This is a genomic window from Pseudomonas sp. UYIF39, assembly GCF_029963765.1.
GTDB lineage: Bacteria > Pseudomonadota > Gammaproteobacteria > Pseudomonadales > Pseudomonadaceae > Aquipseudomonas.
Genome location: NZ_JALBYU010000016.1, coordinates 35,773 through 58,451 on the forward strand (window position 1 = coordinate 35,773; position 22,679 = coordinate 58,451).

Consider the following 22,679-nt stretch of genomic DNA (forward strand, 5'->3'; position numbering starts at 1 on the left):
GGGCCGGTCAGGCCCACGGGTAAAGATCAATGGTCGTTTTCCAAATACTTCGCCTGTTTCGGCAAGCGCAGGCTGAACAGGAACGCCACCGCCATCATCACCGTCACGTACCAGTAGAAGGAGTTTTCCATGCCCCCGGCTTTGAGGCTCAGGGCCACGTATTCCGCCGAACCACCGAAGATTGCATTCGCCACGGCGTAAGCCAGGCCGACGCCCAGGGCGCGCACCTCCGGCGGGAACATTTCGGCTTTTACCAGGCCGCTGATGGAGGTGTAAAAACTGACAATCGCCAGCGCCACGGTAATCAGCACGAAGGCCAGGAACGGACTGCTGACGCTTTTCAGACTCAACAAAATCGGCACGGTGAACAGCGTACCGAGGGCGCCGAACCAGAGCATCGAATTACGTCGGCCGATCTTGTCCGCGAGCATGCCGAACAGCGGCTGCATGCACATATAAAGGAACAGCGCGCCGGTCATGATGTAGCTGGCGGTCTTGGCCTGCATGCCGGCGGTGTTCACCAGGTACTTCTGCATGTACGTGGTGAAGGTGTAGAAAATCAGCGAGCCGCCGGCGGTGTAACCGAGCACGGTAATGAACGCCGCTTTGTGGTCGCGGAACAGCGCACGAATACTGCCGGCGTCCTTGTTTTCACGCATTTCCTTGCTGGTGGTTTCCTTGAGCGAACGGCGCAGGAACAGAGAAATCAACGCCGCCAACGCACCGACGACAAACGGGATCCGCCAGCCATAGGCACGCAAATCATCTTCAGTGAGGAACTGTTGCAGGATCACCACCAGCGACACCGCCAGCAGTTGCCCACCGATCAGCGTCACGTACTGGAACGAGGCGAAGAAACCACGCTGGCCCTTGAGGGCGACTTCGCTCATGTAGGTCGCGGTGGTGCCGTACTCACCGCCCACCGACAGGCCCTGGATCAAGCGGGCGAACAACAGCATGATCGGCGCCCAGACGCCGATGCTGTTGTACGTCGGCAGGCAGGCGATGAGCAAAGAACCGAAGCACATCATCAGAATCGAAATCATCATCGAATTCTTGCGTCCGTGCTTGTCCGCCAGCCGGCCGAAGATCCAGCCGCCGATGGGCCGCATCAGGAAGCCGGCGGCGAATACACCCGCCGTGTTGACCAACTGCACAGTCGGGTTATCCGAAGGAAAAAAGGCCGGGGCAAAATAGATCGCGGAAAAAGCGTAGACGTAGAAGTCGAACCATTCGACGAGGTTGCCGGACGAGGCGCCAACAATCGCAAAGATCCGTTTACTGCGCTCTTCGCCGGTGTAGTGCGCCGTAGTAGCGGTAGGCGTTGTCATTGTTTTTCACTCTTTGGGGACAGTGACAGTCTAGACATACTTTGCAACAGTCCCGTTCCCCTGTAGGAGTGAGCCTGCTCGCGATGGCGGAGTGTCATTCAGCATTGATGGCTCTGATGCACCGCTATCGCGAGCAGGCTCACTCCTACAAGGATTGGCGATGTACTTAGTAGTCGAAGAACACCGTCTCGGCATCGGTGCCTTGCAGGATCACATTCCACTGGTACACACCGGACGCATCCCTCTTCGCCAGCAAAGTATGGCGACGCTCAGCCGGCACACACTCCAGCAGCGGATCCTCGACATTCGCCGGTTCGCCATCAAAGTAAATCCGCGTCAGCAAGTGCTTCACCAACCCGCGAGCAAACACCAGCACCACCAGATGCGGCGCCTGAGTCGTGCCTTTCAAGCCTTCCACCGTGCCCGGCTTGATCGTGGTGAAACGAAAGCGCCCTTGCGCATCCACCGGCACCCGGCCAAACCCTTCGAAGTTCGGGTCCAGGGGTTTGTCCTGATCGTCTTCGGGGTGGTCATACTTGCCGGCGGCGTTGGCTTGCCAGACTTCCAGCATCGCGTCGTTGACGACGTCGCCATTGCCATCGATGACTTGCCCGGTGATCGCCACGCGCTCGCCCAGGGTTTGTTCGACGGTCAGGTCTTCGCGGTTCAGCCAGGTCAGGCCGATGTGGTAATACGGCCCGACGGTGTGGGATGTGGTCGCGTTCAGCGTCATCTTATTTCTCCATCGGCGTGGCTTCGCGGCCGCGCAAGACGATGTCCCAGCGATAACCGAGGGCATAGGAAGGGATAGTTTTTTCCAGGTCGAAACTGGCGATCAAACGTTCTTTGGCGCTGGTGTCCGGTACGCAGTTGTAGATCGGGTCATAGGCCAGCAGCGGATCGCCCGGGAAATACATCTGAGTGACCAGGCGCGTCAGAATGCTCGGCCCGAACAGTGAGAAATGGATGTGTGCCGGGCGCCACGCGTTGTGGTGGTTGCCCCACGGATAGGCGCCGGGCTTGATGGTCTGGAACTGGTACCAGCCATCGGCATCGGTCACGGTGCGGCCAGTGCCGGTGAAATTCGGGTCCAGCGGCGCATCGTGCAGATCGCGGTCATGGTTGTAGCGACCGGCGGCGTTGGCTTGCCAGATCTCCACCAGAATACCCGGCACCGGCAAACCATCTTCATCCAGCACACGGCCGTGGATAATGATGCGCTCGCCCAGTGGCTCGCCCTTGTTCTGGGCGGTCAGGTCGTTGTCCTGCGCTTGGATGCGCTCGGCACCGATGGTCGGGCCGGTAATTTCCGACAGCGAATGGGGCAAAAACACCAACGGCTTGGACGGCGAGCGACGGTTGGTGGATTGATAGGCCGGGTGCAGGTATTCCGGCTGGGTGTCTTCCTGCGGGCGGCGGTAACCAGGCTTGTCAGTCATGAAGCATTCCTCAGTTCTTATTCATCAACGCTGCGCGTCAGACCCGTTCGATCGCCAAGGCAAGACCCTGGCCTACGCCGACGCACATCGTCGCCAGACCTTTCTTGCCTCCGGTCTTTTCCAGTTGATGCAGCGCGGTCAGTACCAGGCGGGCACCGCTCATGCCCAACGGATGGCCCAAGGCAATGGCGCCACCGTTCGGGTTGACCTGGGCCGCGTCGTCCGCCAGCCCCAGTTCACGCAGCACCGCCAAACCCTGGCTGGCGAACGCTTCGTTGAGTTCGATCACGTCGAAATCGCTGACGGCCAGGCCGAGGCGCTCGGTCAACTTGCGCACCGCCGGCACCGGGCCAATGCCCATCACCCGGGGTGCGACACCGGCACTGGACATGCCCAGCACTTTGGCGCGAGCCGTGAGGCCGTGTTTTTTCACCGCGTCGCCGGAGGCCAGAATTAACGCCGCGGCACCGTCGTTCACCCCGGAAGCATTGCCGGCGGTGACGGTTTTGTCGGGACCGTTGACCGGTTTCAGTTTGGCCAGGGTTTCCAGGGTGGTTTCGGCGCGAGGATGCTCATCCTGGCTGACGACACTTTCACCCTTCTTGTGGGCAATGCGCACTTCCACGATTTCTTCGGCGAAAAATCCTGCGGCTTGCGCGGCGGCTGTCCGTTGCTGGCTGCGCAGTGCGAAAGCGTCCTGATCCTCGCGGGAAATTTCGTAATCGTCAGCCACGTTATCGGCGGTCTGCGGCATCGCATCCACGCCGTATTGGGCTTTCATCAACGGGTTGATGAAACGCCAGCCGATGGTGGTGTCTTCCAGCTTCATGTTGCGCGAAAACGCGGCATCCGCCTTGCCCATCACGAACGGTGCACGGGACATCGACTCGACGCCGCCGGCAATCGCCAGCTCCATTTCGCCACTGGCGATCGCCCGAAATGCAGTGCCGATGGCATCCATACCCGAGGCGCAGAGGCGATTGAGGGTCACGCCCGGAATGGTTTCCGGCAGGCCAGCCAGCAACAGCGCCATGCGCGCTACGTTGCGGTTGTCTTCGCCGGCCTGGTTGGCGCAACCGAGGAACACCTCGTCCACCGCGTTCCAGTCCACCGACGGGTTGCGCTCCATCAATGCCTTGATCGGCACGGCGGCCAGGTCGTCGGCGCGAACCGCCGCCAAGCCACCGCCGAAACGGCCGATGGGGGTGCGCATTGCGTCGCAGATATAAACGTCACGCATCAGGCTTCTCCGGGTGCTTGGCCGTGGGCCGCGGCAGTGCGGGCTTCCAGATCACGCAGTGCCTTAAGCTCGACTTCGGTCGGCTCGGCAGTGTTTTCTACAGTGTCGGCGAAGCGAATCGCCCAACCGGTTGCGGCGACCACTTGTTCACGGGTCACCCCTGGGTGCAACGCGGTGACCACGAATTCATGGGTATCCGCTTCCGGCTCCATGATGCACAGGTCGGTAATGATGCCGACCGGACCGGCGCCCGGCAGGCCGAGACGCTTGCGCGAATCACCGCCCTCGCCATGGCCGACCGAGGTAATGAAGTCGAGTTTGTTGACAAAGGAACGCGCCGACTGCTTGAGGATGATCAACACACTTTTGGCCGAACCTGCGATCTCCGGCGCACCGCCGGCACCCGGCAGGCGGACTTTCGGCTGATGGTAGTCGCCCACCACGGTGGTGTTGATATTGCCGAAGCGGTCGACTTGCGCTGCGCCGAGAAAACCGACATCGATGCGCCCGCCCTGCAACCAATAGCGAAAAATCTCACCGGTCGGGACGACGGTGTCGGCGGTTTCCGCCAGTTCACCGTCACCGATCGACAGCGGCAGTACGCTCGGCTTGGCACCAATCGGACCCGATTCGTAGATCAGGACGACATCCGGCGAGGACGTCAGACGCGCCAGGTTGGCGGCTTTCGACGGCAGGCCGATGCCGACGAAACACACCGAACCGTTTTTCAGACGACGGGCAGCGGCGACGGTCATCATTTCATTGGTGGTGTAAGTCATTACTTGGCCTCCGAAGCAGCGGCCAGTTTGGCCTGGAACTCGCTGAAGTCAGCGCAGCCGTGGATGTACTCGTTGATCCACGCGGTGAAGGTTTCACGGTCGCGGGCAATCGGGTCCCAAGCCTGGTAGAAACGGTTATCACGCTCGTTATAGCCGTGAGCGTAGGACGGATGCGCGCCACCAGGGACGTGGCAGACCGCGCTCAAGGCCCAGGTCGGCAGAACGCAGGAGTTCATCGGTGCATTGAGGTCGTCGACGATTTCTTCGACGGTGACGATGCAACGCTTGGCGGCCAGTGCGGCTTCTTTCTGTACGCCGAGAATGCCCCACAGCAGCACGTTGCCTTTGCGGTCGGCTTTCTGCGCGTGAATCACGGTGATGTCCGGGCGCACCGAAGGCACGGCCGCGAGCACTTCGCCAGTGAATGGGCAGGTGACGGTTTTGATCAGCGGGTTGACCTTCGGCAGGTCGGAGCCGGCGTAGGCACGCAGCACCGCGAACGGTAGGCCGGAGGCGCCAGCGACGTAGGCATTGGCCAGGTCGGCGTGGCTGTGCTCTTCGATTTCCAGCGCGTGAGGCCACTGCTTCTCGACGGCATCACGCAGGCGATGCAGCGAACCGACACCCGGGTTGCCACCCCAGGAAAAAATCAGCTTGCGAGCACAACCGGCGCCGATCAACTGGTCGTAGATCAGGTCAGGCGTCATTCGCACCAGGGTCAGGTCTTTCTTGCCCTGGCGAATGATTTCGTGACCCGCCGCCGTAGGGATCAGGTGAGTGAAGCCTTCGAGCGCGACGGTATCGCCGTCGTTTACGAATTGCTTCACCGCGTCGTGCAGCGAAAGGATTTCAGCCATGGGGCAGGCTCCCGTTTTGTTATGAACCGACAGTGGAAGAAAAAGGCGCGATGCGCAGCGCCGGAATGACTGAAGAGTAAGCCCCTGAAAAACGCCAAACAATCCGATAATCGACTGAGTGTTCGTTTATCGAACAGATTGTTGTCTGGCTACCGATCCCCTGAACCCTGGATTCAGGTCGCATCTGCATGACTGACCATGCCTTTAATCACCACCGCCGTGGTTGCCAATGCCGCTGGAATCACCAGCGCTGTCAGCACCTGCTCGAAGTTCCAGCCCAGCCCCAGTAGCGTTGCCCCCATCCACGCACCGAGAATCGCGCCAAAGCGGCCAATCCCGAGCATCCACGACACCCCGGTCGCCCGCCCCTGCGTCGGATAAAACCGCGCCGCCAATGAAGGCATCGCCGATTGCGCGCCGTTGACGCACATCCCGGCCACGAGCACCAACGTCGCCAATACCGTGATGTTGCCCAGGCTCTGCCCCACCGCGTAGGCAAACACCCCGGCGAGTAGATAGAAAATGCCGATAACCTTGTGCGGATTGAACCGGTCCATCGCCCAGCCCACACCCACCGCGCTCAATACCCCACCAAACTGGAACAACGCGCCGATGAATGCCGCCTGCTCCATGCTCGCGCCGCTGTCACGCATCAGCGTCGGCAGCCAACTGGTCAGCAGATAAACGATCACCAGCCCCATGAAGTAGGTCAGCCACAGCAACAAGGTGCCGGTGCTGTAGGTGCCGGAGAAGATCACCGCGAATACGTTGCGGGCCTTTACGGTTTTCTGTTCCGGCACGCTGAAGCTCGAAGCCTGGGCGACGACGGTTGGATCGATGGGCGCCAGGGTCTTGCGCACTTTGTCAGTGCCGCGATTGCGGACGACGAGGTAGCGTGCCGATTCCGGCAGCCAGAAAAACAAAACGACTGTGAGGATCAGCGGCAAAATCCCGCCGATCATCAGCAAACTGTGCCAACCAAAGGCCGGAATCAATTTGGCCGAAATGAAGCCGCCGCCCGCCATTCCGAGATTGAAGCCGCAGAACATGCTGGTCACCAGCAGGGATTTTTTGCGCTCCGGGGTGTATTCGGACAGGAGCGTCGTGGCGTTCGGCATGCCGGCACCAAGGCCCAGGCCGGTGAGGAATCGCAGCACCAGCAGCTGATCGACGTTGGTGCTGTAAGCCGAAGCCAGGCTGAACGCGCCGAACAACAGCACCGCGCCCACCAGTACGACTTTTCGCCCGAAGCGGTCAGCCAAAGGGCCAGAACCCAGTGCGCCAAAGACCATGCCGATCAACGCCGCACTCATCACTGGGCCGAGACTGGCGCGGTCGATGCCCCAATCCTGTGACAGGGCGGGCGCGATGAAACCCATGGCCGCCGTGTCGAGGCCATCGAGGAAAACAATCAGGAAACACAGGATCACCACTCGCCATTGGTAGCGCGAAATGGGTTGAGCATTGATGAAGGACTGCACGTCGAGGCAGTTTCCTACAGCAGACTGAGGCTGGTTCATTATTTTTATTCCACGCAAAGAACGCAGTCGGACGGGAGCCAGCCAGGGCTGGCGCTGCCGCGACATTAGTGATCTTGGGGAAAGAGCGTCAATTCGATAAACGCGACTCTGTGCGTTTATCGAACAGCTTAGGCAAAGAGTTGCGCGCTGAGGTCGCGGCTCGCGCTCAGAAGGCCGGGCAGGAAACGTTGTTCCAGCTCGTTGCGGCTGACTCGGCCGGCGTGGGTACTGACATTTAGCGCCGCTACGACTTGGCCGGAAGCGTCGTACACCGGAACGGCAATCGAGCGCAGACCCTGCTCCAGTTCCTGATCGACGATGCACCAGCCTTGCTGCCGTACCTCTTGCAGGCATTCGAGCAACGCCTCGGGGGTGTGCAAGGTTCGGCTGGTCTTGGCTTGCAGCTCTGCATGGTCGAGGTACTCGCGCAACGACGTATCATCCAGCGCCGCGAGAAGAATCCGACCCATCGAGGTGCAATAGGCGGGCAGACGTCCACCCACCGACAGGTCGACGGAAATCAGTCGCTGGGTGGTGGCCGAACGAGCGATGTACAAGATGTCATCGCCTTCCAGAGTGGCCATGTTGCAGGCTTCATGAAGTTGCTCACTCATGCGGTCCAGGTAGGGCTGAGCGGAAACCGCCAGCGGCGTCGAGGACACATAGGCATGGCCAAGCGTCAGTACTTTGGGCAGCAGCGAATACGTGCGGCCGTCGGTAGTGGCGTAGCCGAGTTTGATCAGTGTGTGCAGGCAACGTCGCACAGCAGCGCGGGGGATTTCCGTGCGGTGGCTGATCTGGGCGATGGTGAGGTGACGTTTGCGCTCCTGGAACGCTTGCACCACGGCCAGGCCACGGGCCAGGGAAGTCATGAAATCCGGGTCACCGGTCAGTGCCTGAATCCGCTTGGCGGGCGAGGCAACGATCGGCGGCGCCACTGAAGCGAAGGAATTGCGCATTTGATCGTTCATATAAGGTCCTTTTCCCACACGGTTCAGCGGCTATTACAAGCGGCAGCCGGTCCCTCACACAAGCCCGAGCAGCCAAGACTGTGCGATTATCGAACCATCGACCGATAATCGCAATCAACTCCCTCAGGACCAGCCGACTATCGAATGGCTTGGACTATTTTTACATTGGCTCTGACGCAGACTAGAAGGGTCGATGTAATTGTCCTAACTTGTTCGACTTAATGGCGTCAGAAAGACATCACTGTAACGTCGTGCCGCCGAACGACCTAGTTAGCCGTACTAAGTTGCGAGTAACAAAACAATCACACATCAAGACCCACTTTTAACTCTTTGACGATAGTGTTCTTCGAATCGACCGCTATAATGAAATTCAGTGGTGACCGGTTTTTAATTGCCGATTCCGCCACCCGGTAGCGCGATGTTCCATCGCCGTTACCGCAGCAAGCGCCTGACACTCATTTCATATGCTTGGCCAAGGCGTTCGCTGAAACAGGAAACTGATGCTACGTCAGCTATTTATCTCTGGTGCCGTGGCCGCCTGCAAAATGGAAGTAATTGATCGCAATGCCGTAAAAAATGATGCCTTTGCGGGCCTTGTCCTTTCGGCGAGCGTGGTCAAATACATTTGCTGCAGCGCGTTTCACCAGAATTTATCTCAACTCAATCAGGTAGCACTGTGACGAAAGACGAACTGCGCGCGGAACTTGAGCGCCAGGAACAACGTTACAAGGAAGTTTACGGCGGGGAAGTCACCACCTACGCCGCTCAGCCCGAACCGGAACGCAAACCCTGGCGTAAACGCGCCACCGTTCAGGATCAGGCTTTCACTCAAGAATTGCAGAAAATGGAAAAGGAACTCAAAGCCGAAGAGCCATAAGCCCTCGCCTGAATCCTTTCAAGGGTCTGCGTCTGCACCCGTTAAAAGCGGGAGTATCGATGATGCCTTTCGCGCCCGCTACCAGCGGGCAGCGGCCACCTCACCCCCCGGATGAGGCAAATGGCGCATGTCTGGCCCTCTTTTCAGATATTTCACACAAGCGTTAAAACCTCTTGCTCCTACGAGAGGACGCCTTGTGGCTGCGGCCTTTTCAAAGCAATTCAATGACTTGCAAAACCCAGTAAAAACCTGGGACTTGGGCTGCTGCTAAAAATTAATTCGTTGAAGAATGTTACCGATGAGCACCTAGTGCATCGATTAGCAGTCTTTTCTGGCATAATCGCGCCCCCTTACGACCGGGTCAGAAAACCTTCATGATCGATTTATTCAGCGGACTAGATGCTTGGGTGCTTGTGAGCCTCTTGCTCGCCCTGGCCTTTGTCCTCGCCTTCGAGTTCATCAACGGCTTTCATGACACCGCTAACGCGGTGGCCACCGTTATCTACACCAAAGCCATGCCGCCCCATCTGGCGGTGTTCTTTTCCGGTGTTTTCAACTTTCTCGGCGTGCTGTTGGGCGGTGTCGGCGTGGCGTATGCCATCGTCCACCTGCTGCCGGTGGAGCTGCTGATCAATGTGAACACCGGTCACGGGCTGGCCATGGTGTTCTCACTGCTCGCCGCCGCCATCACCTGGAACCTGGGCACCTGGTACTTCGGTATCCCGGCTTCCAGCTCCCATACGCTGATCGGGTCGATCCTCGGTGTTGGCCTTGCCAACGCCTTGATCAACGACATTCCGTTGGCTGATGGCGTGAACTGGCAGAAAGCGATCGATATCGGTGCGTCCCTGGTGTTCTCGCCAATGGCCGGTTTCATCGTTGCCGCTCTGGTGCTGATCGGACTGAAATGGTGGCGCCCACTGTCGAAGATGCACAAGACGCCGGACCAGCGCCGCAAACTCGATGACAAGAAGCACCCACCGTTCTGGAACCGCCTGGTACTGGTGATCTCGGCCATGGCCGTGAGCTTCGTGCACGGTTCCAACGATGGCCAGAAAGGCATCGGCCTAATCATGCTGGTGCTGATCGGTATCGTGCCGGCGCAGTTCGTACTCGACCTGAGCAGCACGACCTACCAGATCGAGCGGACCCGCGATGCGACCTTGCACCTGAGCCAGTTCTATAAGCGCAATGCCGAAACGCTGGGTGAGTACCTGGCCCTGGGCAAAAGCGTGGAAGGCGATCTACCGGAGAAGTTCCGTTGCAACCCGCAACAGACCGAACCGACCATCACCGCCCTGCTCGGCACCCTTAAAGGTGTAGCGGACTACCACTCGCTGCCGTCTGAAAGCCGCATCGAAGTGCGTCGTTATCTGCTCTGCCTGGACGACACGGCGAAGAAAGTCGGCAAGCTGCCTGGCCTCGCCCCCCGTGAAAAGGCTGACCTGGACAAGCTGCGCAAAGACCTGACCACTACTACCGAATACGCCCCGTTCTGGGTGATTCTGGCGGTCGCCCTGGCCCTCGGCCTGGGTACCATGGTCGGCTGGAAACGCGTGGTTCTGACCATCGGCGAGAAGATCGGCAAGCAAGGCATGACTTACGCTCAAGGCATGTCTGCACAGATCACCACTGCGTGCATGATCGGCCTGGCCAACATCTTCAGCCTGCCGGTCTCCACCACCCACGTCCTGTCGTCGGGCGTGGCCGGCACCATGGTCGCCAATAAAAGCGGCCTTCAGGGTGGCACCGTCAAAACCATCCTGCTGGCCTGGGTCCTGACCCTGCCAGCCACAGTGGCCTTGTCGGCCGGCCTGTTCTGGCTGGCGTCGAAGGCACTGGGCAGCTGATCCATCGCTGCTAAAAAAGGCGCGTTCCGTGAGGTTCGCGCCTTTTTTATGGCCGCCGGAACGATCAGGCACGTATTCCGATAGATTTTCAGACACAAAAAAAGGGCAACCGAAGTTGCCCAAAATGCCTTGCGTGCTCATTGCTTCCAGAAAGACCTACGGTTTGCGCTTATGCGAATCCTTCCAGATAAAAAATCCAAACCCTGCAAAAAACAGAACCATGAGGCCGACTGTCAGCACTCCGGCGATCACCACGTTGTCGAAAAACATGACTGGCCTCCTGCACTTGCCTTGTTGCGATGGGGCTAAGTTAACCAATCAGACAGGAGAAGAAATTGACCGGGATCAATGTCGCCCGAGACTGGGCGTAAAGGAGGGGAAATAACTGACCTGCATCAACCGATGCAGGGTGTTTCAACGCTTTTTCGGTTTGTTTTTCGGCTTTTTCTTCGCTTTACCCAACGGCATGGCCTGTTCGAACGCCTGGCGTACTTCGTTCAGGCGTTTGTCGTTGAGGTCATGCACCCGCTTGGCGCGTTCGGCGTTGAGGTCGATCAGTTTGTCGTCTTGGCTCATGGTGTTCTGTGCATCGCGTGAACGGAATTGCGCCAATAATGCGGTCTGGCGCCCGCGCTGACCAGTCACCTGCGCGGCAAGGCCATACAAAATATGTGCTCACGCCGATTTTTCGCCGCACAATTGGCGCTTTGCGATGGACCCAAAGGACCCAACCGTGGAATTGCACCAGGACCTGCCGCCCTTGATGGCCCTGCGCGCCTTTGAGGCCGTGGCCCGGCATTTGAGCTTCATCAAGGCTGCCGAGGAGTTGTCGGTGACCCAAAGTGCAATCAGCCATCAAGTGCACAAGCTTGAGCAATCCCTTAATCAGCCGCTGTTTGTCCGCCGCACCCGGGCCATCGACCTGACACCGGCCGGCGAACGGTACTACCGCAAGATTCAACCGGCACTGGCGTCTATTGCTGCGGCTACCCGCGAACTGCGCGGCGATGAGCAACAGCCAATCACCCTGCGCATCGGCCTGCTCGCCTCGTTCGCCACCCTGTGGCTGGCGCCGCGCCTGGCCGGTTTCAACGCGCGCCATCCGCAGATTCATGTGGAACTGCTGCCGTCGGTGCAACTGGCGGATGTCAGCGCTGGCGAAGTAGACCTGGCGATCCGCTATGGCAAGGGCGGCTGGCCCAGGGTCCAGGCCCGCCGCTTTATGGCGGAAAAACTGACCCCCGTGTGCAGCCCCGCGTTCAAGGCCCAAGGTGTCGACAAAGGCCCACTGCTCATGGCCAAGTCCCATCAGCCGTTCGAATGGATCGATTGGAGCGCGCGCAACGCCGTCGACCTCGCCCATTACCCCAGCGTGATGCTGCACGACTACAACATCGTCGTGGAGGCCGCCGTGGCCGGCCAGGGCATCGCCATGGGCCGGCAGCATTTGATCGAACGCCGGCTCAAGGAAGGCGCGCTGGTCGAGGCCTTCGACACGCCGCCGTTCACCGGCGAAATCGGCTACTGGCTGGTCACCCCGGAGCGTCCGCCCAGCGATGCCGCGCAGTGCTTCGCACAATGGTTGAGTGACATCGCCGACACATGAGTTATTTGGATACGTCGGATTAAATCTATCCGTTTGTCGCCCTCCTCCAACGCCAACATGCTGGACCCTTCATTCAGGAGGATTCCCCATGACCGATTCACTCGCCCAACGCGTCCAGCAACTGGGCTTGGCCTTGCCGACCCCGAGCCAGCCGATCGCCAACTACGTCAACCATGTGCGCAGCCAGAACCAGTTGTTCATTTCCGGGCAGATTCCGTTGCTCGACGGCAAACCGACATTCGTCGGGCGACTGGGCGAAGCGATCAGCGACGAAGAAGGGGCCAATGCCGCCGAACTGGCTGCGCTGGGGCTGCTTTCGCAACTCAGCCATGCGCTGGGTGACGACTTGAGCAAACTGGTGCGCATCATCCGCCTCGGCGTGTTTATCGCCAGCGCCGGGGATTTCAAAAACCAGGGCGTCGTGGCCAACGGCGCGTCAAACCTGCTGGTCAACACCCTCGGCGAGAAAGGCCGGCATGTACGCACGGCGGTTGGCGTTTCGAGCCTGCCCGCTGGCGTGGCAGTGGAAATCGACGCGATCTTCGAGCTGCATCCATGAACCGCGCCGAAGTGACGCATTTGCGCGCGGCCACCCCCGGTTGCGCCCGCGTGGTTCACTTCAACCACGCCGGCGCCTCGTTGCCGAGCCAGGCAACCCTCGACGCCATCCTTGAACAATTGCAGCGCGAAGCCCTCGGCGGCCCGATGGAGGCGGCCGATCAAAACGTGCAGGCCCGCGCCCGCACGTCCGCCGCCACGTTGCTCAACGGCGCGCCCGAAGCGATTGCCTTCGCCAGCAGCGGTTCGGCGGCCTGGGGCATGGCGTTCAATGCGCTGGGGCCGTGGAAAACCGGGGAGCGGATTCTGGTCGGTCGCCACGAATGGGGCGGCAACCTGGCCTGCATCGCCCGGGCCGTCGCCGCTGGCGCGCAACTGGAGGTGATTCCTTGCGATGAAAGCGGCGCGGTGTCGGTGACCGCGCTACAGCAAATGATCGACCCGCAGGTGAAGCTGATCGCCCTGACATGGCTCCCCGCCAATGGCGGCCTGATCAACCCCGCCGAGGCGATTGGCGCGCTGGCGCGAGAGCATGGCATTGCCTATTTCATCGACGCCGGCCAGGCGCTGGGGCAATTACCCTGCGACGTGCAGGCGCTGAATTGCGATGTGCTCAAGGGCGCCGGGCGCAAATTCCTTCGCGGGCCACGGGGCACCGCGCTGCTTTATATAAGGCCGGGGTTTATGCAACGGCTCAAACCGACGCAACTCGATGTGCTTTCAGCCCCGTGGGATGGCGAAGGTTTTGCCCTGCGCGGCGATGCTCGGCGCTTTGAAACCAGTGAAGTGTCGGTGGCTTTGCTGGCCGGGTTGGCGAATGCGCTGGAGGAATGCAACGCGTTGGGCCCGGCAAATATTCGTCAGCGGATCGATTCGCTGAGCCAGGATTTGCGCAAACGTCTCGTCACCCTTCCCGGCCTGACGCTGCACAACCTCGGCCCCACGGATCATCAATCCGGCCTGATCGCGTTCACGCTCAAGGGGTGGGACAGCGTTGAATTGAAACAGCGATTGGCGCAGCACGGGATCAATATCGGCGCCAATGGCGTGGCGTATACGCCGCTGGATATGCAGGCCAGGGGGCTGGAGAGCATTGCGCGGATTGCCGTGAGTTATTTGAATACCGAGGAGGAGATTGAGGTGTTGCTGGGGCATTTGCGGGAATTGGCCGAGGGTGGCGGCGTCTGAAAAGATCGCAGCCTTCGGCAGCTCCTACGGGGGCAGAGTCAGTTTTAGATCTGGATATCGACCCAAAGGCCTTGGCGCGGCTCGTCATCGATCAACGGTGCGACTGGCACGGTGTTGTCGGCATTGAGTTCGTCACCGGGAATCGCCAGGTGTACTTCCGGGTCTTCGTCGGCTTCCTGGCGACGGCGATCCTGTTCCTGCCGACGGCGCTGTTCTTCGCGCAGTTGCAGGGCGGCCTCTTCCGGGTCGCGTTTTTGCAGGTCGATCGTGCTTTCGTCTGAGCCTTTCTGCACCGGCACGACCGGCGGAATATCCGGGCGCTGGCGGATCGGGTCCTGCTGAGAGGTGATCGGCACGGCACTCAAGGGCAGCATCGGTTGCAGCATGATTATTAGTCTCCTGTCTTCAGGCTGTCGGCCAGGCGGGTGGCGACTTGAGCCATCGGTCGCAAAGTTGTGAACCGGTTGGCACTGCAGCATCTGCCGAAGGCTGCGAACTTTTAATCGGACAACGTGGAACCGTGGCGCTCCCTAAGATCAAAAGATCGCAGGCTTCGCCAGCGCCTACATGCGTTTACACGCGTAATCCTTTGGCCTCAGGGCCTCATTCCGTTAAGATAGCCCGCTTTTTCAAGGTGGGAGTCAGGCAGCATGGCGCAGCAGTATCAACCGGGGCAACGCTGGATCAGTGACAGCGAAGCCGAGCTGGGTTTGGGCACCGTTCTGGCACAGGACGGCCGCTTGTTGACCGTGCTCTACCCGGCCACTGGCGAGACTCGCCAGTACGCGCTACGGAATGCGCCCCTCACCCGCGTGCGGTTTTCGCCGGGTGACTCGATCACTCACTTCGAAGGCTGGAAACTGACCGTACAAGAAGTCGACGACGTCGATGGCCTGCTGGTTTACCACGGTCTCAACGGGCAGAACGAAGTGGTCACCCTGCCGGAAACCCAACTGTCGAACTTCATTCAGTTCCGTCTGGCCAGCGATCGTTTGTTCGCCGGGCAGATCGACCCGCTGGCCTGGTTCTCCCTGCGATACAACACCCTGGAACACACCAGCCGCCAGTTGCAGTCCGCGCTTTGGGGCCTCGGTGGCGTGCGTGCGCAACCGATCGCGCACCAGCTGCATATCGCCCGTGAAGTCGCCGACCGCATTGCACCGCGGGTTTTGCTGGCCGACGAAGTGGGCCTGGGCAAAACCATCGAAGCCGGTCTGGTGATCCATCGCCAACTGCTCTCGGGCCGCGCCAACCGCGTGCTGATCCTGGTTCCGGAGAACCTGCAGCACCAGTGGCTGGTGGAGATGCGCCGCCGCTTCAACCTGCAAGTCGCGCTGTTCGACGAAGAACGCTTCATCGAAAGCGATGCCGCCAACCCGTTCGAAGACACCCAGCTCGCGCTGGTTGCACTCGAGTGGCTGGTGGAAGACGAGAAGGCCCAGGACGCGCTGTTCGCCGCCGGTTGGGACCTGATGGTCGTCGACGAAGCGCACCACCTGGTGTGGCATGAAGACAAGGCCAGCCCGGAATACTCGCTGGTTGAACAACTGGCCGAAGTCATTCCCGGCGTCCTGCTGCTGACCGCGACCCCGGAACAACTGGGTCAGGACAGCCACTTTGCGCGTCTGCGCCTGCTCGACCCGAACCGTTTCCACGACTTGCACGCCTTCCGCGCCGAGAGCGAAAACTATCGCCCGGTGGCCGAAGCCGTTCAGGAGTTGCTGGACAAGGGGCGCCTGTCGCCTGAAGCGCACAAGACCATTCACGGTTTCCTCGGCAACGAAGGCGAAGCGTTGCTGACCGCCGTCAACGATGGCGACACCGAAGCCGCCGCCCGCCTGGTGCGCGAACTGCTCGACCGCCACGGCACCGGCCGCGTGCTGTTCCGCAACACCCGCGCCGCCGTGCAGGGTTTCCCGGAGCGCAAACTGCATCCGTACCCGCTGCCGTGCCCGGACGAATACCTCGAACTGCCGTTGGGCGATCACGCCGAGCTGTACCCGGAAGTCAGCTTCCAGGCCCAGCCGGACGCCAACGAAGAAGAACGCTGGTGGAAATTCGACCCACGGGTCGAATGGCTGATCGACACGCTGAAGATGCTCAAACGCACCAAAGTGTTGGTGATCTGCGCCCACGCCGAAACCGCCATGGACCTGGAAGACGCCCTGCGCGTGCGCTCCGGCATCCCGGCCACGGTCTTCCACGAAGGCATGAACATCCTCGAGCGTGACCGCGCCGCTGCCTACTTCGCCGACGAAGAATTTGGCGCGCAAGTGTTGATCTGCTCGGAAATCGGCAGTGAAGGTCGTAACTTCCAGTTCTCGCACCACTTGGTGCTGTTCGATCTGCCAGCGCACCCGGACCTGCTGGAGCAGCGTATCGGTCGTCTGGACCGGATCGGCCAGAAGCACATCATCGAACTGCACGTGCCGTACCTGGAAACCAGACCGCAAGAGCGCCTGTTCCAGTGGTACCACGAAGCGCTGAACGCGTTCCTCAACACCTGCCCGACCGGCAACGCCCTGCAGCATCAGTTTGGCCCGCGCCTGTTGCCGCTGCTGGAAAACGCCGATGACGGCGAGTGGCAAGCGCTGATCGACGAAGCCCGCGCCGAGCGCGAGCGTCTGGAAGCCGAGTTGCACACCGGCCGCGACCGCTTGCTGGAACTCAATTCCGGCGGCGCCGGTGAAGGCGATGCACTGGTCGAGGACATCCTTGAGCAAGACGACCAATTCGCCCTGCCGATCTACATGGAAACTCTGTTCGACGCGTTCGGCATCGACAGCGAAGACCACTCGGAAAACGCGCTGATCCTCAAGCCGAGCGAAAAAATGCTCGACGCCAGCTTCCCGCTGGGCGACGACGAAGGCGTGACCATCACTTACGACCGCAACCAGGCGCTGTCTCGCGAAGACATGCAGTTCATCACCTGGGAACACCCGATGGTTCAGGGCGGCATGGACCTGGTCTTGTCCGGTTCCATGGGCAACACCGCCGTGGCGCTGATCAAGAACAAGGCGCTGAAACCTGGCACCGTGTTGCTCGAGTTGCTCTACGTCAGCGAAGTGGTTGCCCCGCGCTCGCTGCAACTTGGCCGTTACCTGCCACCGGCCGCCCTGCGCTGCCTGCTGGATGCCAATGGCAACGACCTGTCAGCCCGGGTCTCGTTCGAAACCCTTAACGATCAGCTGGAAAGCGTACCGCGTGCCAGCGCCAACAAGTTCATCCAGGCCCAGCGCGATCAGCTGACGCCACGGATCAACGCCGGCGAAGAGAAGATCTTCCCGCGTCACGCCGAGCGCGTGGCTGAGGCGCAGCGTCGCCTGGCCGCCGACACCGACGAAGAACTGGCGCGCCTGACCGCGTTGCAAGCGGTCAACCCGACCGTGCGCGACAGCGAACTGGTTGCCCTGCGCAAGCAACGCGAGCAAGGCCTGGCCATGCTCGACAAGGCTGCGCTGCGACTGGAAGCGATTCGGGTGTTGGTGGCGGGTTAAGTCCCCCGGCTCCACCGCTAAAACAAAAGGCCCGCAGCGATGCGGGCCTTTTTTTGTCTGCGGGAATGATGTGGTGTTGCTGATGGCCTCATCGTCGGAACGCCGCCCGGAGCAAGCTCGCTCCCACAGGGGAATGCATTCCAAATGTGGGAGCGAGCCTGCTCGCGAAAGCGGTTACGCAGTCACCGGAGTACCTTCAGGCTCAACCACCGCCACCAACCCTTCCTTCATCCGCTTCGCATCCCTCACAAAACAACGCGAAGCCAGGAACAGAAACACCATGGTGAAAAACAGCGCCACCGGGATCAAATACATCGCGTCATGCAAGCCGACAGCTTTGAATGCCTCGGTCATCTGTTCAGCTCCGGCCGAGAGCATCGCTGTATGTGCAAAGTGGTCGGACAATGCGCCCACCACCACCGGCCCCAAACCACCCCCCAGCAAATACAACCCGGCAAAGAACAGCGCCATGGCCGTAGCCCGCAAGCGCGGCTCGACGACATCCTGAATGGCGGTGTAAACGCAGGTGTAGAAGTTGTAGGCAAACAACCAGCCCACACTGAACACCGCCACAAACACCCCGATCTCGATCCGCCCGGAATGCAGCGCCCAGGCCGTGCACACCGTCGAGATGATCAAGCTGAACGCGGCAAACAGCAGTCGCCCATTGGCCACCCGCTGGTGAATCTTGTCCGCGACCCAACCGCCCAGTGTCAGGCCGAACAACCCGGTCACGCCGACGATCACCCCGGTCGCCACCGCCGCTTCCTGCAACGGCATCAGGAAATAACGCTGCAGCATCGGCACCAGAAACGAGTTGCAGGCATACGTGGCGAAGTTGAAGCACAGTCCCGCCATCACCAGCCACAGGAAAGTCGGCACCGCCAACACCCGACGGATCGGCCGGTCTACGCGTTCCTGCGAGACTTGCACACTCTCCGCGGCACCGCGCTTGGGTTCCTTGATGAAGAACATGAAGATCGCCAGGATCAGCCCCGGCACTGCCGCGATAAAGAACGGCGCGCGCCAACTGTCGAAGGCCTTGACCATCGCGCCAATGGTGAAGAACGCCAGCAGCAGCCCCAACGGCAGCCCCAGCATGAAGATACCCATCGCCCGCGCCCGGCGGTGGGCCGGAAACAGGTCGCCGATTAGCGAGTTGGCGGCCGGTGCATAACTGGCTTCACCGATGCCGATGCCCATGCGCACGATCAGGAAAGCCCAGAAACTCCCCACCAGGCCGTTGACCGCTGTCAGCCCGCTCCACGCCGCCAGGCCCCAGCCCATCAATTTGCTGCGCGAACCGGTATCGGCCATCCGTCCCAGAGGCAGGCCGGCAATGGCATAAACGAGGGTGAATGCGGTACCGATGATTCCCAGCTGAAAGTCGCTGAGGTGCCATTCCATGCGGATCGGTTCGATGATGATGGCCGGAATGGTGCGATCGAAGAAGTTGAACAGGTTGGCCAGGAACAGCAGGAACAGAATGCGCCAGGCATTCGCCGCTTGGGTCGAGTTCTGCATGGGTCCGTCTCTTTTATTGTTATTGGGGCTTCACTGCCAGCGCATCCGAGCCCGGAACCTGCAATCTAGTCAGGCCCGCCAGAGCTGTCTGTCATTATTTGTAAAGCTGATATCCGCCCATGGAAGATGTCGCAGCCCATGCAATTGTTATTTCCAAACGCTCTAACGCTCATTTCAAAATGGTTAGAGCCAATTTGCCACTATGGTTTGCACTCTAAACCTGCCTTCTATACTCCTAAGCATTCGCCAGCGTTCATGGCGCCAGCCAGGATGACAATGGGGCATGCTATGGAGTGGCTTGGCTTGCATTTCATTACCGAGCTGACGGCGAACGGTCAGGTAATACTCAACTGCACACATAACCCTTTTCTTGTACTGCTGGCCTATTTGGTCGCCTGTGTCGGCAGCTTTGCCACATTGGACATGGCCGAACGGGTCGGTCACGCGCAAAACCCCGCCTCGCAGCGGCTCTGGCGCTGGGTCGGCGCCGGTTGCCTGGCGGGTGGGATCTGGGCCATGCACTTCATTGGCATGCTAGCGTTTCAGGCTCCGATCGACATTCAATATGAATTACCCATCACCCTCCTTTCTCTGTTGATCGCCCTGCTCGCCTCGTGGCTGGCCATGCATGCTCTCAGTCATCCCCGCCTGAGTTTTTGGCAGTACCTCCAGGCTTCGATCTGCATTGGCCTGGGTATTGCCACCATGCATTACGTGGGCATGACCGCCATGCGTTCGAGTGCGATGGCCTATTACCAACCCGCGCTATTCGCCCTCTCCATTGTGATCGCCATCGGTGCCAGCCTTGCAGCCCTGCTGATATCAAGTCATCTGCGTGACGGCACCGGTCTGTTCCATCAACTGCTCAAATACAGCGCCAGCCTGGTGCTCGGGGCCGGTATTGTCAGCATGCACTTCACCGGCATGGCCGCCTTCAATCTGGTGCTGCCCGCCAACAGCCTCCAGCCGCTGCCCGGCGAAAACAATCATCTACAACTGGGTCTGACGGTGGCGGTCATGACGCTGTTGATCATCGGCAGCAGCATCAGCGCGGCGCTAGCGGACAAGAAGCTGCAAAACAAGGAGCGTGACCTGCAACGGGTCAACGCCCTGCTCAGTCAACTGGACCAGGCGAGGATGTCGTTACAACAGGTGGCGCACTACGACCCCCTGACTAACCTGATCAACCGTCGTGGCTTCAACCAGATGTTTGCCGAAAAACTCACCGAGAAAACCAACGAAGGCGGCATGCTGGCAGTGCTGTTCCTGGACATCGACCATTTCAAGCGGATCAACGACAGCCTCGGCCATGATGCCGGCGACGAATTGCTCAAAGTCTTGGCCAGCCACATCAAGAGCTCGGTACGCAGTCACGAAGACGTGGTGGCGCGCTTCGGCGGCGACGAATTCTGCATTCTCATCAGCCTGCACGATCGTGAAGAAGCACGCCACATGGCCCAGCGCATCATGTTGAAAATGAAGGAGCCCATCGAGTTGTCCGGGCGACGCATGGTCATGACCACCAGCATTGGCATCAGCCTGTTTCCCGAAGACGGCAAGACGTGCGAAGAGCTGCTGAAAAACGCCGACCTGGCGCTGTATCAATCCAAGGGCAACGGCCGCAACGGTCTGAACTTTTTCAGCTCCGACCTGAAAACCCGCGCCACCCTGGAGCTGCAACTGGAAGAAGAACTGCGCCACGCCCTGCGCGAAAACACCGGACTGATGCTCTATTACCAACCGATCTACGACCTGAAAAACGCTCAGGTCAGCAAACTTGAAGCGCTGGTCCGCTGGCAACATCCGGTTCACGGACTGCTGGCACCGGACCGGTTCATTGCCATCGCCGAGGCCAACGGCCTGATCGCCGAACTGGACAACTGGGTCCTGCGCAAAGCCTGTGAGGACCTCGGCGAGTTGTCGCGTCAGGGTTGCGAAGAACTCCACATCGCCGTGAACTGTTCGCCCCTGAACCTGGCGCGCGAAGAATTGGCCGATGAAATCGAACATGCGCTGCGGGTCGCCGGAGTGGCGCCGCAGCGGCTGGAACTGGAAGTGACCGAAAATGCGCTGATGGGCAACATCGCCGATACGCTGGTATTGCTGCGCCAGATTCGTGCCCTCGGTGTGTCGCTGTCGATTGATGACTTCGGCACCGGTTACTCGTCACTGGCCTATCTCAAACGGCTGCCACTCAACACGCTGAAGATCGACCGCTCCTTCATCCAGGACATCCCCAAGGCCACCCAAGACATGGAAATCGTTCAGGCGATAATCGTCATGGCGCACACGCTACATTTGCAGGTGGTCACCGAAGGCGTCGAAACCCTTGAGCAATACGAGTTCCTGGAGCGTAACGGCTGCGACTTCGTGCAGGGCTACCTGCTCAGTCGTCCGGTACCGCTGGCGCAATTGCGTCCCGTGCTGAGCGAAATCAACCAGCGCAAGCACCCGCACATCGTCAGCCCTTTGAGTCTGGCTCGCGGTACAACTGCACTAGCGTCGACGGATCTTTTTCCAGGAATCCCTGGCTCCCATGCAGCCGCATCAGTTGTGCGGCCAGTCCACTGATCGGCGTGGCCGAGCCTTGCTCACGGGAAAACCTCACCGCGGTGTCGAGGTCCTTGAGCAGCGTGCGCACATGCCATTTCACCGGTTCGAAACGGCTTTCGGCCATTTGCGGACCCAGGATCTGCAAGGGCTTTGAATCGGCAAATCCGCCTGCCAGAGCCTCTGCGATCAGGCTGGCCTGCACCCCGGAACGCTCGGCCAACGCCACGACTTCAGCGATAACCAGCGCGTTGCAGGCGACGATCATCTGATTGCAGGCCTTGGTCACCTGCCCTGCTCCGACGGCGCCCATGTGGGTCACGCGCTGGCCGAGGCTCAACAGCACAGGCCTGACGCGCTCAAGATCCGCCGTTTCACCGCCCACCATGATCGCCAGGCTACCGGCCTCGGCGCCGACCACTCCGCCGGACACGGGTGCATCCAGCCAGCTCATGCCGGTTTGGCTGACCAGCGATGTCGCCATTTCCCGCGTCGCGGTAGGTTCCAGACTGGAAAAATCCACCAGCAGTTGACCGCTTTTCGCGCCTTGCGCAATCCCTGCCGCGCCAAAAACCACCTCTCGAACCACCGACGTATCCGCCAGGCACAACATCACCACGTCGGCGTGCTGGCACAGCTCAGCCGGCGTGGCGACTTGTCGTGCACCGGCCTCGACCAGCGGCGCGCACTTGGCTGGGTTGCGATTCCACACCGTCAGCGGATAACCCGCTGCCAGCAGGCGCTGACACATCGGCAAGCCCATCAGGCCGACCCCGGCAAACCCGAGTGAAGGTAACGCTGCCATCATTTGGCCTCCTGTTGATTAAAGATCGTCGAATATTGGCCGATTCATCATGACTTAGGAAAGGATTCCCCCGAGTGATGCTCAGGC

General features: G+C 60.2%; 21 protein-coding genes. 8 read left to right on the top strand and 13 right to left on the bottom strand.

Features of this window, described 5'->3' with window-relative positions; all coding sequences use genetic code 11:
• Window positions 1-26: 26 nt before the first annotated feature.
• The 8 genes from MO767_RS20445 to pcaR all read right to left on the bottom strand — a co-directional run bounded on the left by MO767_RS20445 (window position 27) and on the right by pcaR (window position 8,137).
• Complete coding sequence (locus MO767_RS20445; protein ID WP_282481983.1) at window positions 27-1,331, bottom strand: MFS family transporter; 1,305 nt, start codon at window positions 1,329-1,331, stop codon at window positions 27-29.
• 166 nt (window positions 1,332-1,497) lie between these two features.
• Window positions 1,498-2,064 (bottom strand): protocatechuate 3,4-dioxygenase subunit alpha, encoded by a 567-nt coding sequence (gene pcaG / locus MO767_RS20450; RefSeq protein ID WP_282481984.1) that lies wholly within the window; start codon window positions 2,062-2,064, stop codon window positions 1,498-1,500.
• 1 nt (window position 2,065) lies between these two features.
• Complete coding sequence (pcaH, locus tag MO767_RS20455; RefSeq protein WP_282481985.1) at window positions 2,066-2,770, bottom strand: protocatechuate 3,4-dioxygenase subunit beta; 705 nt, start codon at window positions 2,768-2,770, stop codon at window positions 2,066-2,068.
• Window positions 2,771-2,807: 37 nt separating this feature from the next.
• Window positions 2,808-4,013, bottom strand: coding sequence for a 3-oxoadipyl-CoA thiolase (gene pcaF, locus MO767_RS20460; protein WP_282482057.1), 1,206 nt, complete (start codon window positions 4,011-4,013; stop codon window positions 2,808-2,810).
• Window positions 4,010-4,789: a CoA-transferase subunit beta gene (locus tag MO767_RS20465; RefSeq protein ID WP_282481986.1), complete on the bottom strand. Its 780-nt coding sequence runs from the start codon at window positions 4,787-4,789 to the stop codon at window positions 4,010-4,012. The genes pcaF and MO767_RS20465 overlap by 4 nt, the downstream gene beginning before the upstream one ends.
• Entirely contained in the window at window positions 4,789-5,646 is an 858-nt protein-coding gene (locus MO767_RS20470; RefSeq protein ID WP_007947285.1) for a CoA transferase subunit A, read from the bottom strand. The genes MO767_RS20465 and MO767_RS20470 overlap by 1 nt, the downstream gene beginning before the upstream one ends.
• A gap of 173 nt (window positions 5,647-5,819) precedes the next feature.
• Window positions 5,820-7,166 (bottom strand): MFS transporter, encoded by a 1,347-nt coding sequence (locus MO767_RS20475; protein WP_282481987.1) that lies wholly within the window; start codon window positions 7,164-7,166, stop codon window positions 5,820-5,822.
• Between the two features lie 128 nt (window positions 7,167-7,294).
• Entirely contained in the window at window positions 7,295-8,137 is an 843-nt protein-coding gene (gene pcaR / locus MO767_RS20480; protein ID WP_008147316.1) for a pca regulon transcriptional regulator PcaR, read from the bottom strand.
• Between the two features lie 500 nt (window positions 8,138-8,637).
• Here pcaR and MO767_RS20485 point away from each other — a divergent pair, with 500 nt between their 5' ends.
• The 3 genes from MO767_RS20485 (at window position 8,638) to MO767_RS20495 (ending at window position 10,864) form a co-directional block, all read left to right on the top strand.
• Window positions 8,638-8,817 (top strand): hypothetical protein, encoded by a 180-nt coding sequence (locus MO767_RS20485; protein ID WP_282481988.1) that lies wholly within the window; start codon window positions 8,638-8,640, stop codon window positions 8,815-8,817.
• Entirely contained in the window at window positions 8,814-9,014 is a 201-nt protein-coding gene (locus MO767_RS20490) for a hypothetical protein (RefSeq protein WP_007935837.1), read from the top strand. Before MO767_RS20485 ends, MO767_RS20490 begins: the two co-directional genes overlap by 4 nt.
• A 374-nt stretch (window positions 9,015-9,388) precedes the next feature.
• Window positions 9,389-10,864, top strand: a complete 1,476-nt coding sequence (locus MO767_RS20495; RefSeq protein WP_282481989.1) for an inorganic phosphate transporter — start codon at window positions 9,389-9,391, stop codon at window positions 10,862-10,864.
• Between the two features lie 156 nt (window positions 10,865-11,020).
• On the opposite strand, the gene ccoM is transcribed toward MO767_RS20495, so the two are convergent.
• Entirely contained in the window at window positions 11,021-11,134 is a 114-nt protein-coding gene (gene ccoM / locus MO767_RS20500; RefSeq protein ID WP_010462558.1) for a cytochrome c oxidase subunit CcoM, read from the bottom strand.
• Window positions 11,135-11,278: 144 nt separating this feature from the next.
• Complete coding sequence (locus tag MO767_RS20505; protein ID WP_008016476.1) at window positions 11,279-11,440, bottom strand: hypothetical protein; 162 nt, start codon at window positions 11,438-11,440, stop codon at window positions 11,279-11,281.
• 157 nt (window positions 11,441-11,597) lie between these two features.
• On the opposite strand from MO767_RS20505, the gene MO767_RS20510 reads away from it, so the two are divergent.
• The 3 genes from MO767_RS20510 to MO767_RS20520 all read left to right on the top strand — a co-directional run bounded on the left by MO767_RS20510 (window position 11,598) and on the right by MO767_RS20520 (window position 14,216).
• The gene (locus MO767_RS20510; protein ID WP_282481990.1) at window positions 11,598-12,470 is read left to right on the top strand and encodes a LysR substrate-binding domain-containing protein; all 873 of its coding nucleotides are present in this window, start codon (window positions 11,598-11,600) and stop codon (window positions 12,468-12,470) included.
• A gap of 88 nt (window positions 12,471-12,558) precedes the next feature.
• Window positions 12,559-13,029, top strand: a complete 471-nt coding sequence (locus MO767_RS20515; protein WP_282481991.1) for a RidA family protein — start codon at window positions 12,559-12,561, stop codon at window positions 13,027-13,029.
• Window positions 13,026-14,216 carry an aminotransferase class V-fold PLP-dependent enzyme gene (locus tag MO767_RS20520; RefSeq protein ID WP_282481992.1) on the top strand — a complete coding sequence of 397 codons (1,191 nt, stop codon included), beginning with the start codon at window positions 13,026-13,028 and terminating at the stop codon, window positions 14,214-14,216. The genes MO767_RS20515 and MO767_RS20520 overlap by 4 nt, the downstream gene beginning before the upstream one ends.
• A 44-nt stretch (window positions 14,217-14,260) precedes the next feature.
• Here the strand turns inward: MO767_RS20520 and MO767_RS20525 are convergent, their stop codons facing one another.
• Window positions 14,261-14,602, bottom strand: a complete 342-nt coding sequence (locus tag MO767_RS20525; RefSeq protein WP_282481993.1) for an aspartate-semialdehyde dehydrogenase — start codon at window positions 14,600-14,602, stop codon at window positions 14,261-14,263.
• Window positions 14,603-14,866: 264 nt separating this feature from the next.
• On the opposite strand from MO767_RS20525, the gene rapA reads away from it, so the two are divergent.
• Complete coding sequence (gene rapA, locus MO767_RS20530) at window positions 14,867-17,713, top strand: RNA polymerase-associated protein RapA (RefSeq protein WP_282481994.1); 2,847 nt, start codon at window positions 14,867-14,869, stop codon at window positions 17,711-17,713.
• Window positions 17,714-17,887: 174 nt separating this feature from the next.
• On the opposite strand, the gene MO767_RS20535 is transcribed toward rapA, so the two are convergent.
• On the bottom strand, window positions 17,888-19,237 hold the full coding sequence (locus MO767_RS20535; RefSeq protein ID WP_282481995.1) for an MFS transporter: 1,350 nt from the start codon (window positions 19,235-19,237) through the stop codon (window positions 17,888-17,890).
• Between the two features lie 288 nt (window positions 19,238-19,525).
• Between MO767_RS20535 and MO767_RS20540 the strand changes: the two genes are divergently transcribed.
• The gene (locus tag MO767_RS20540; protein ID WP_282481996.1) at window positions 19,526-21,808 is read left to right on the top strand and encodes a bifunctional diguanylate cyclase/phosphodiesterase; all 2,283 of its coding nucleotides are present in this window, start codon (window positions 19,526-19,528) and stop codon (window positions 21,806-21,808) included.
• Here the strand turns inward: MO767_RS20540 and MO767_RS20545 are convergent.
• Complete coding sequence (locus MO767_RS20545) at window positions 21,699-22,595, bottom strand: NAD(P)-dependent oxidoreductase (protein WP_282481997.1); 897 nt, start codon at window positions 22,593-22,595, stop codon at window positions 21,699-21,701. The two genes, MO767_RS20540 and MO767_RS20545, sit on opposite strands and share 110 nt — an antisense overlap.
• Between the last annotated feature and the right edge of the window lie 84 nt (window positions 22,596-22,679).

Bases quoted from the DNA above. Each gene is read 5' to 3' on its own strand.
- MO767_RS20445 (WP_282481983.1), bottom strand. From the start codon at position 1,331: ATGACAACGCCTACCGCTACTACGGCGCACTACACCGGCGAAGAGCGC.
- pcaG (WP_282481984.1), bottom strand. From the start codon at position 2,064: ATGACGCTGAACGCGACCACATCCCACACCGTCGGGCCGTATTACCAC.
- pcaH (WP_282481985.1), bottom strand. From the start codon at position 2,770: ATGACTGACAAGCCTGGTTACCGCCGCCCGCAGGAAGACACCCAGCCG.
- MO767_RS20465 (WP_282481986.1), bottom strand. From the start codon at position 4,789: ATGACTTACACCACCAATGAAATGATGACCGTCGCCGCTGCCCGTCGT.
- MO767_RS20470 (WP_007947285.1), bottom strand. From the start codon at position 5,646: ATGGCTGAAATCCTTTCGCTGCACGACGCGGTGAAGCAATTCGTAAAC.
- MO767_RS20475 (WP_282481987.1), bottom strand. From the start codon at position 7,166: ATGAACCAGCCTCAGTCTGCTGTAGGAAACTGCCTCGACGTGCAGTCC.
- pcaR (WP_008147316.1), bottom strand. From the start codon at position 8,137: ATGAACGATCAAATGCGCAATTCCTTCGCTTCAGTGGCGCCGCCGATC.
- MO767_RS20485 (WP_282481988.1), top strand. From the start codon at position 8,638: ATGCTACGTCAGCTATTTATCTCTGGTGCCGTGGCCGCCTGCAAAATG.
- MO767_RS20495 (WP_282481989.1), top strand. From the start codon at position 9,389: ATGATCGATTTATTCAGCGGACTAGATGCTTGGGTGCTTGTGAGCCTC.
- ccoM (WP_010462558.1), bottom strand. From the start codon at position 11,134: ATGTTTTTCGACAACGTGGTGATCGCCGGAGTGCTGACAGTCGGCCTC.
- MO767_RS20505 (WP_008016476.1), bottom strand. From the start codon at position 11,440: ATGAGCCAAGACGACAAACTGATCGACCTCAACGCCGAACGCGCCAAG.
- MO767_RS20515 (WP_282481991.1), top strand. From the start codon at position 12,559: ATGACCGATTCACTCGCCCAACGCGTCCAGCAACTGGGCTTGGCCTTG.
- MO767_RS20520 (WP_282481992.1), top strand. From the start codon at position 13,026: ATGAACCGCGCCGAAGTGACGCATTTGCGCGCGGCCACCCCCGGTTGC.
- MO767_RS20525 (WP_282481993.1), bottom strand. From the start codon at position 14,602: ATGCTGCAACCGATGCTGCCCTTGAGTGCCGTGCCGATCACCTCTCAG.
- rapA (WP_282481994.1), top strand. From the start codon at position 14,867: ATGGCGCAGCAGTATCAACCGGGGCAACGCTGGATCAGTGACAGCGAA.
- MO767_RS20535 (WP_282481995.1), bottom strand. From the start codon at position 19,237: ATGCAGAACTCGACCCAAGCGGCGAATGCCTGGCGCATTCTGTTCCTG.
- MO767_RS20540 (WP_282481996.1), top strand. From the start codon at position 19,526: ATGGAGTGGCTTGGCTTGCATTTCATTACCGAGCTGACGGCGAACGGT.
- MO767_RS20545 (WP_282481997.1), bottom strand. From the start codon at position 22,595: ATGATGGCAGCGTTACCTTCACTCGGGTTTGCCGGGGTCGGCCTGATG.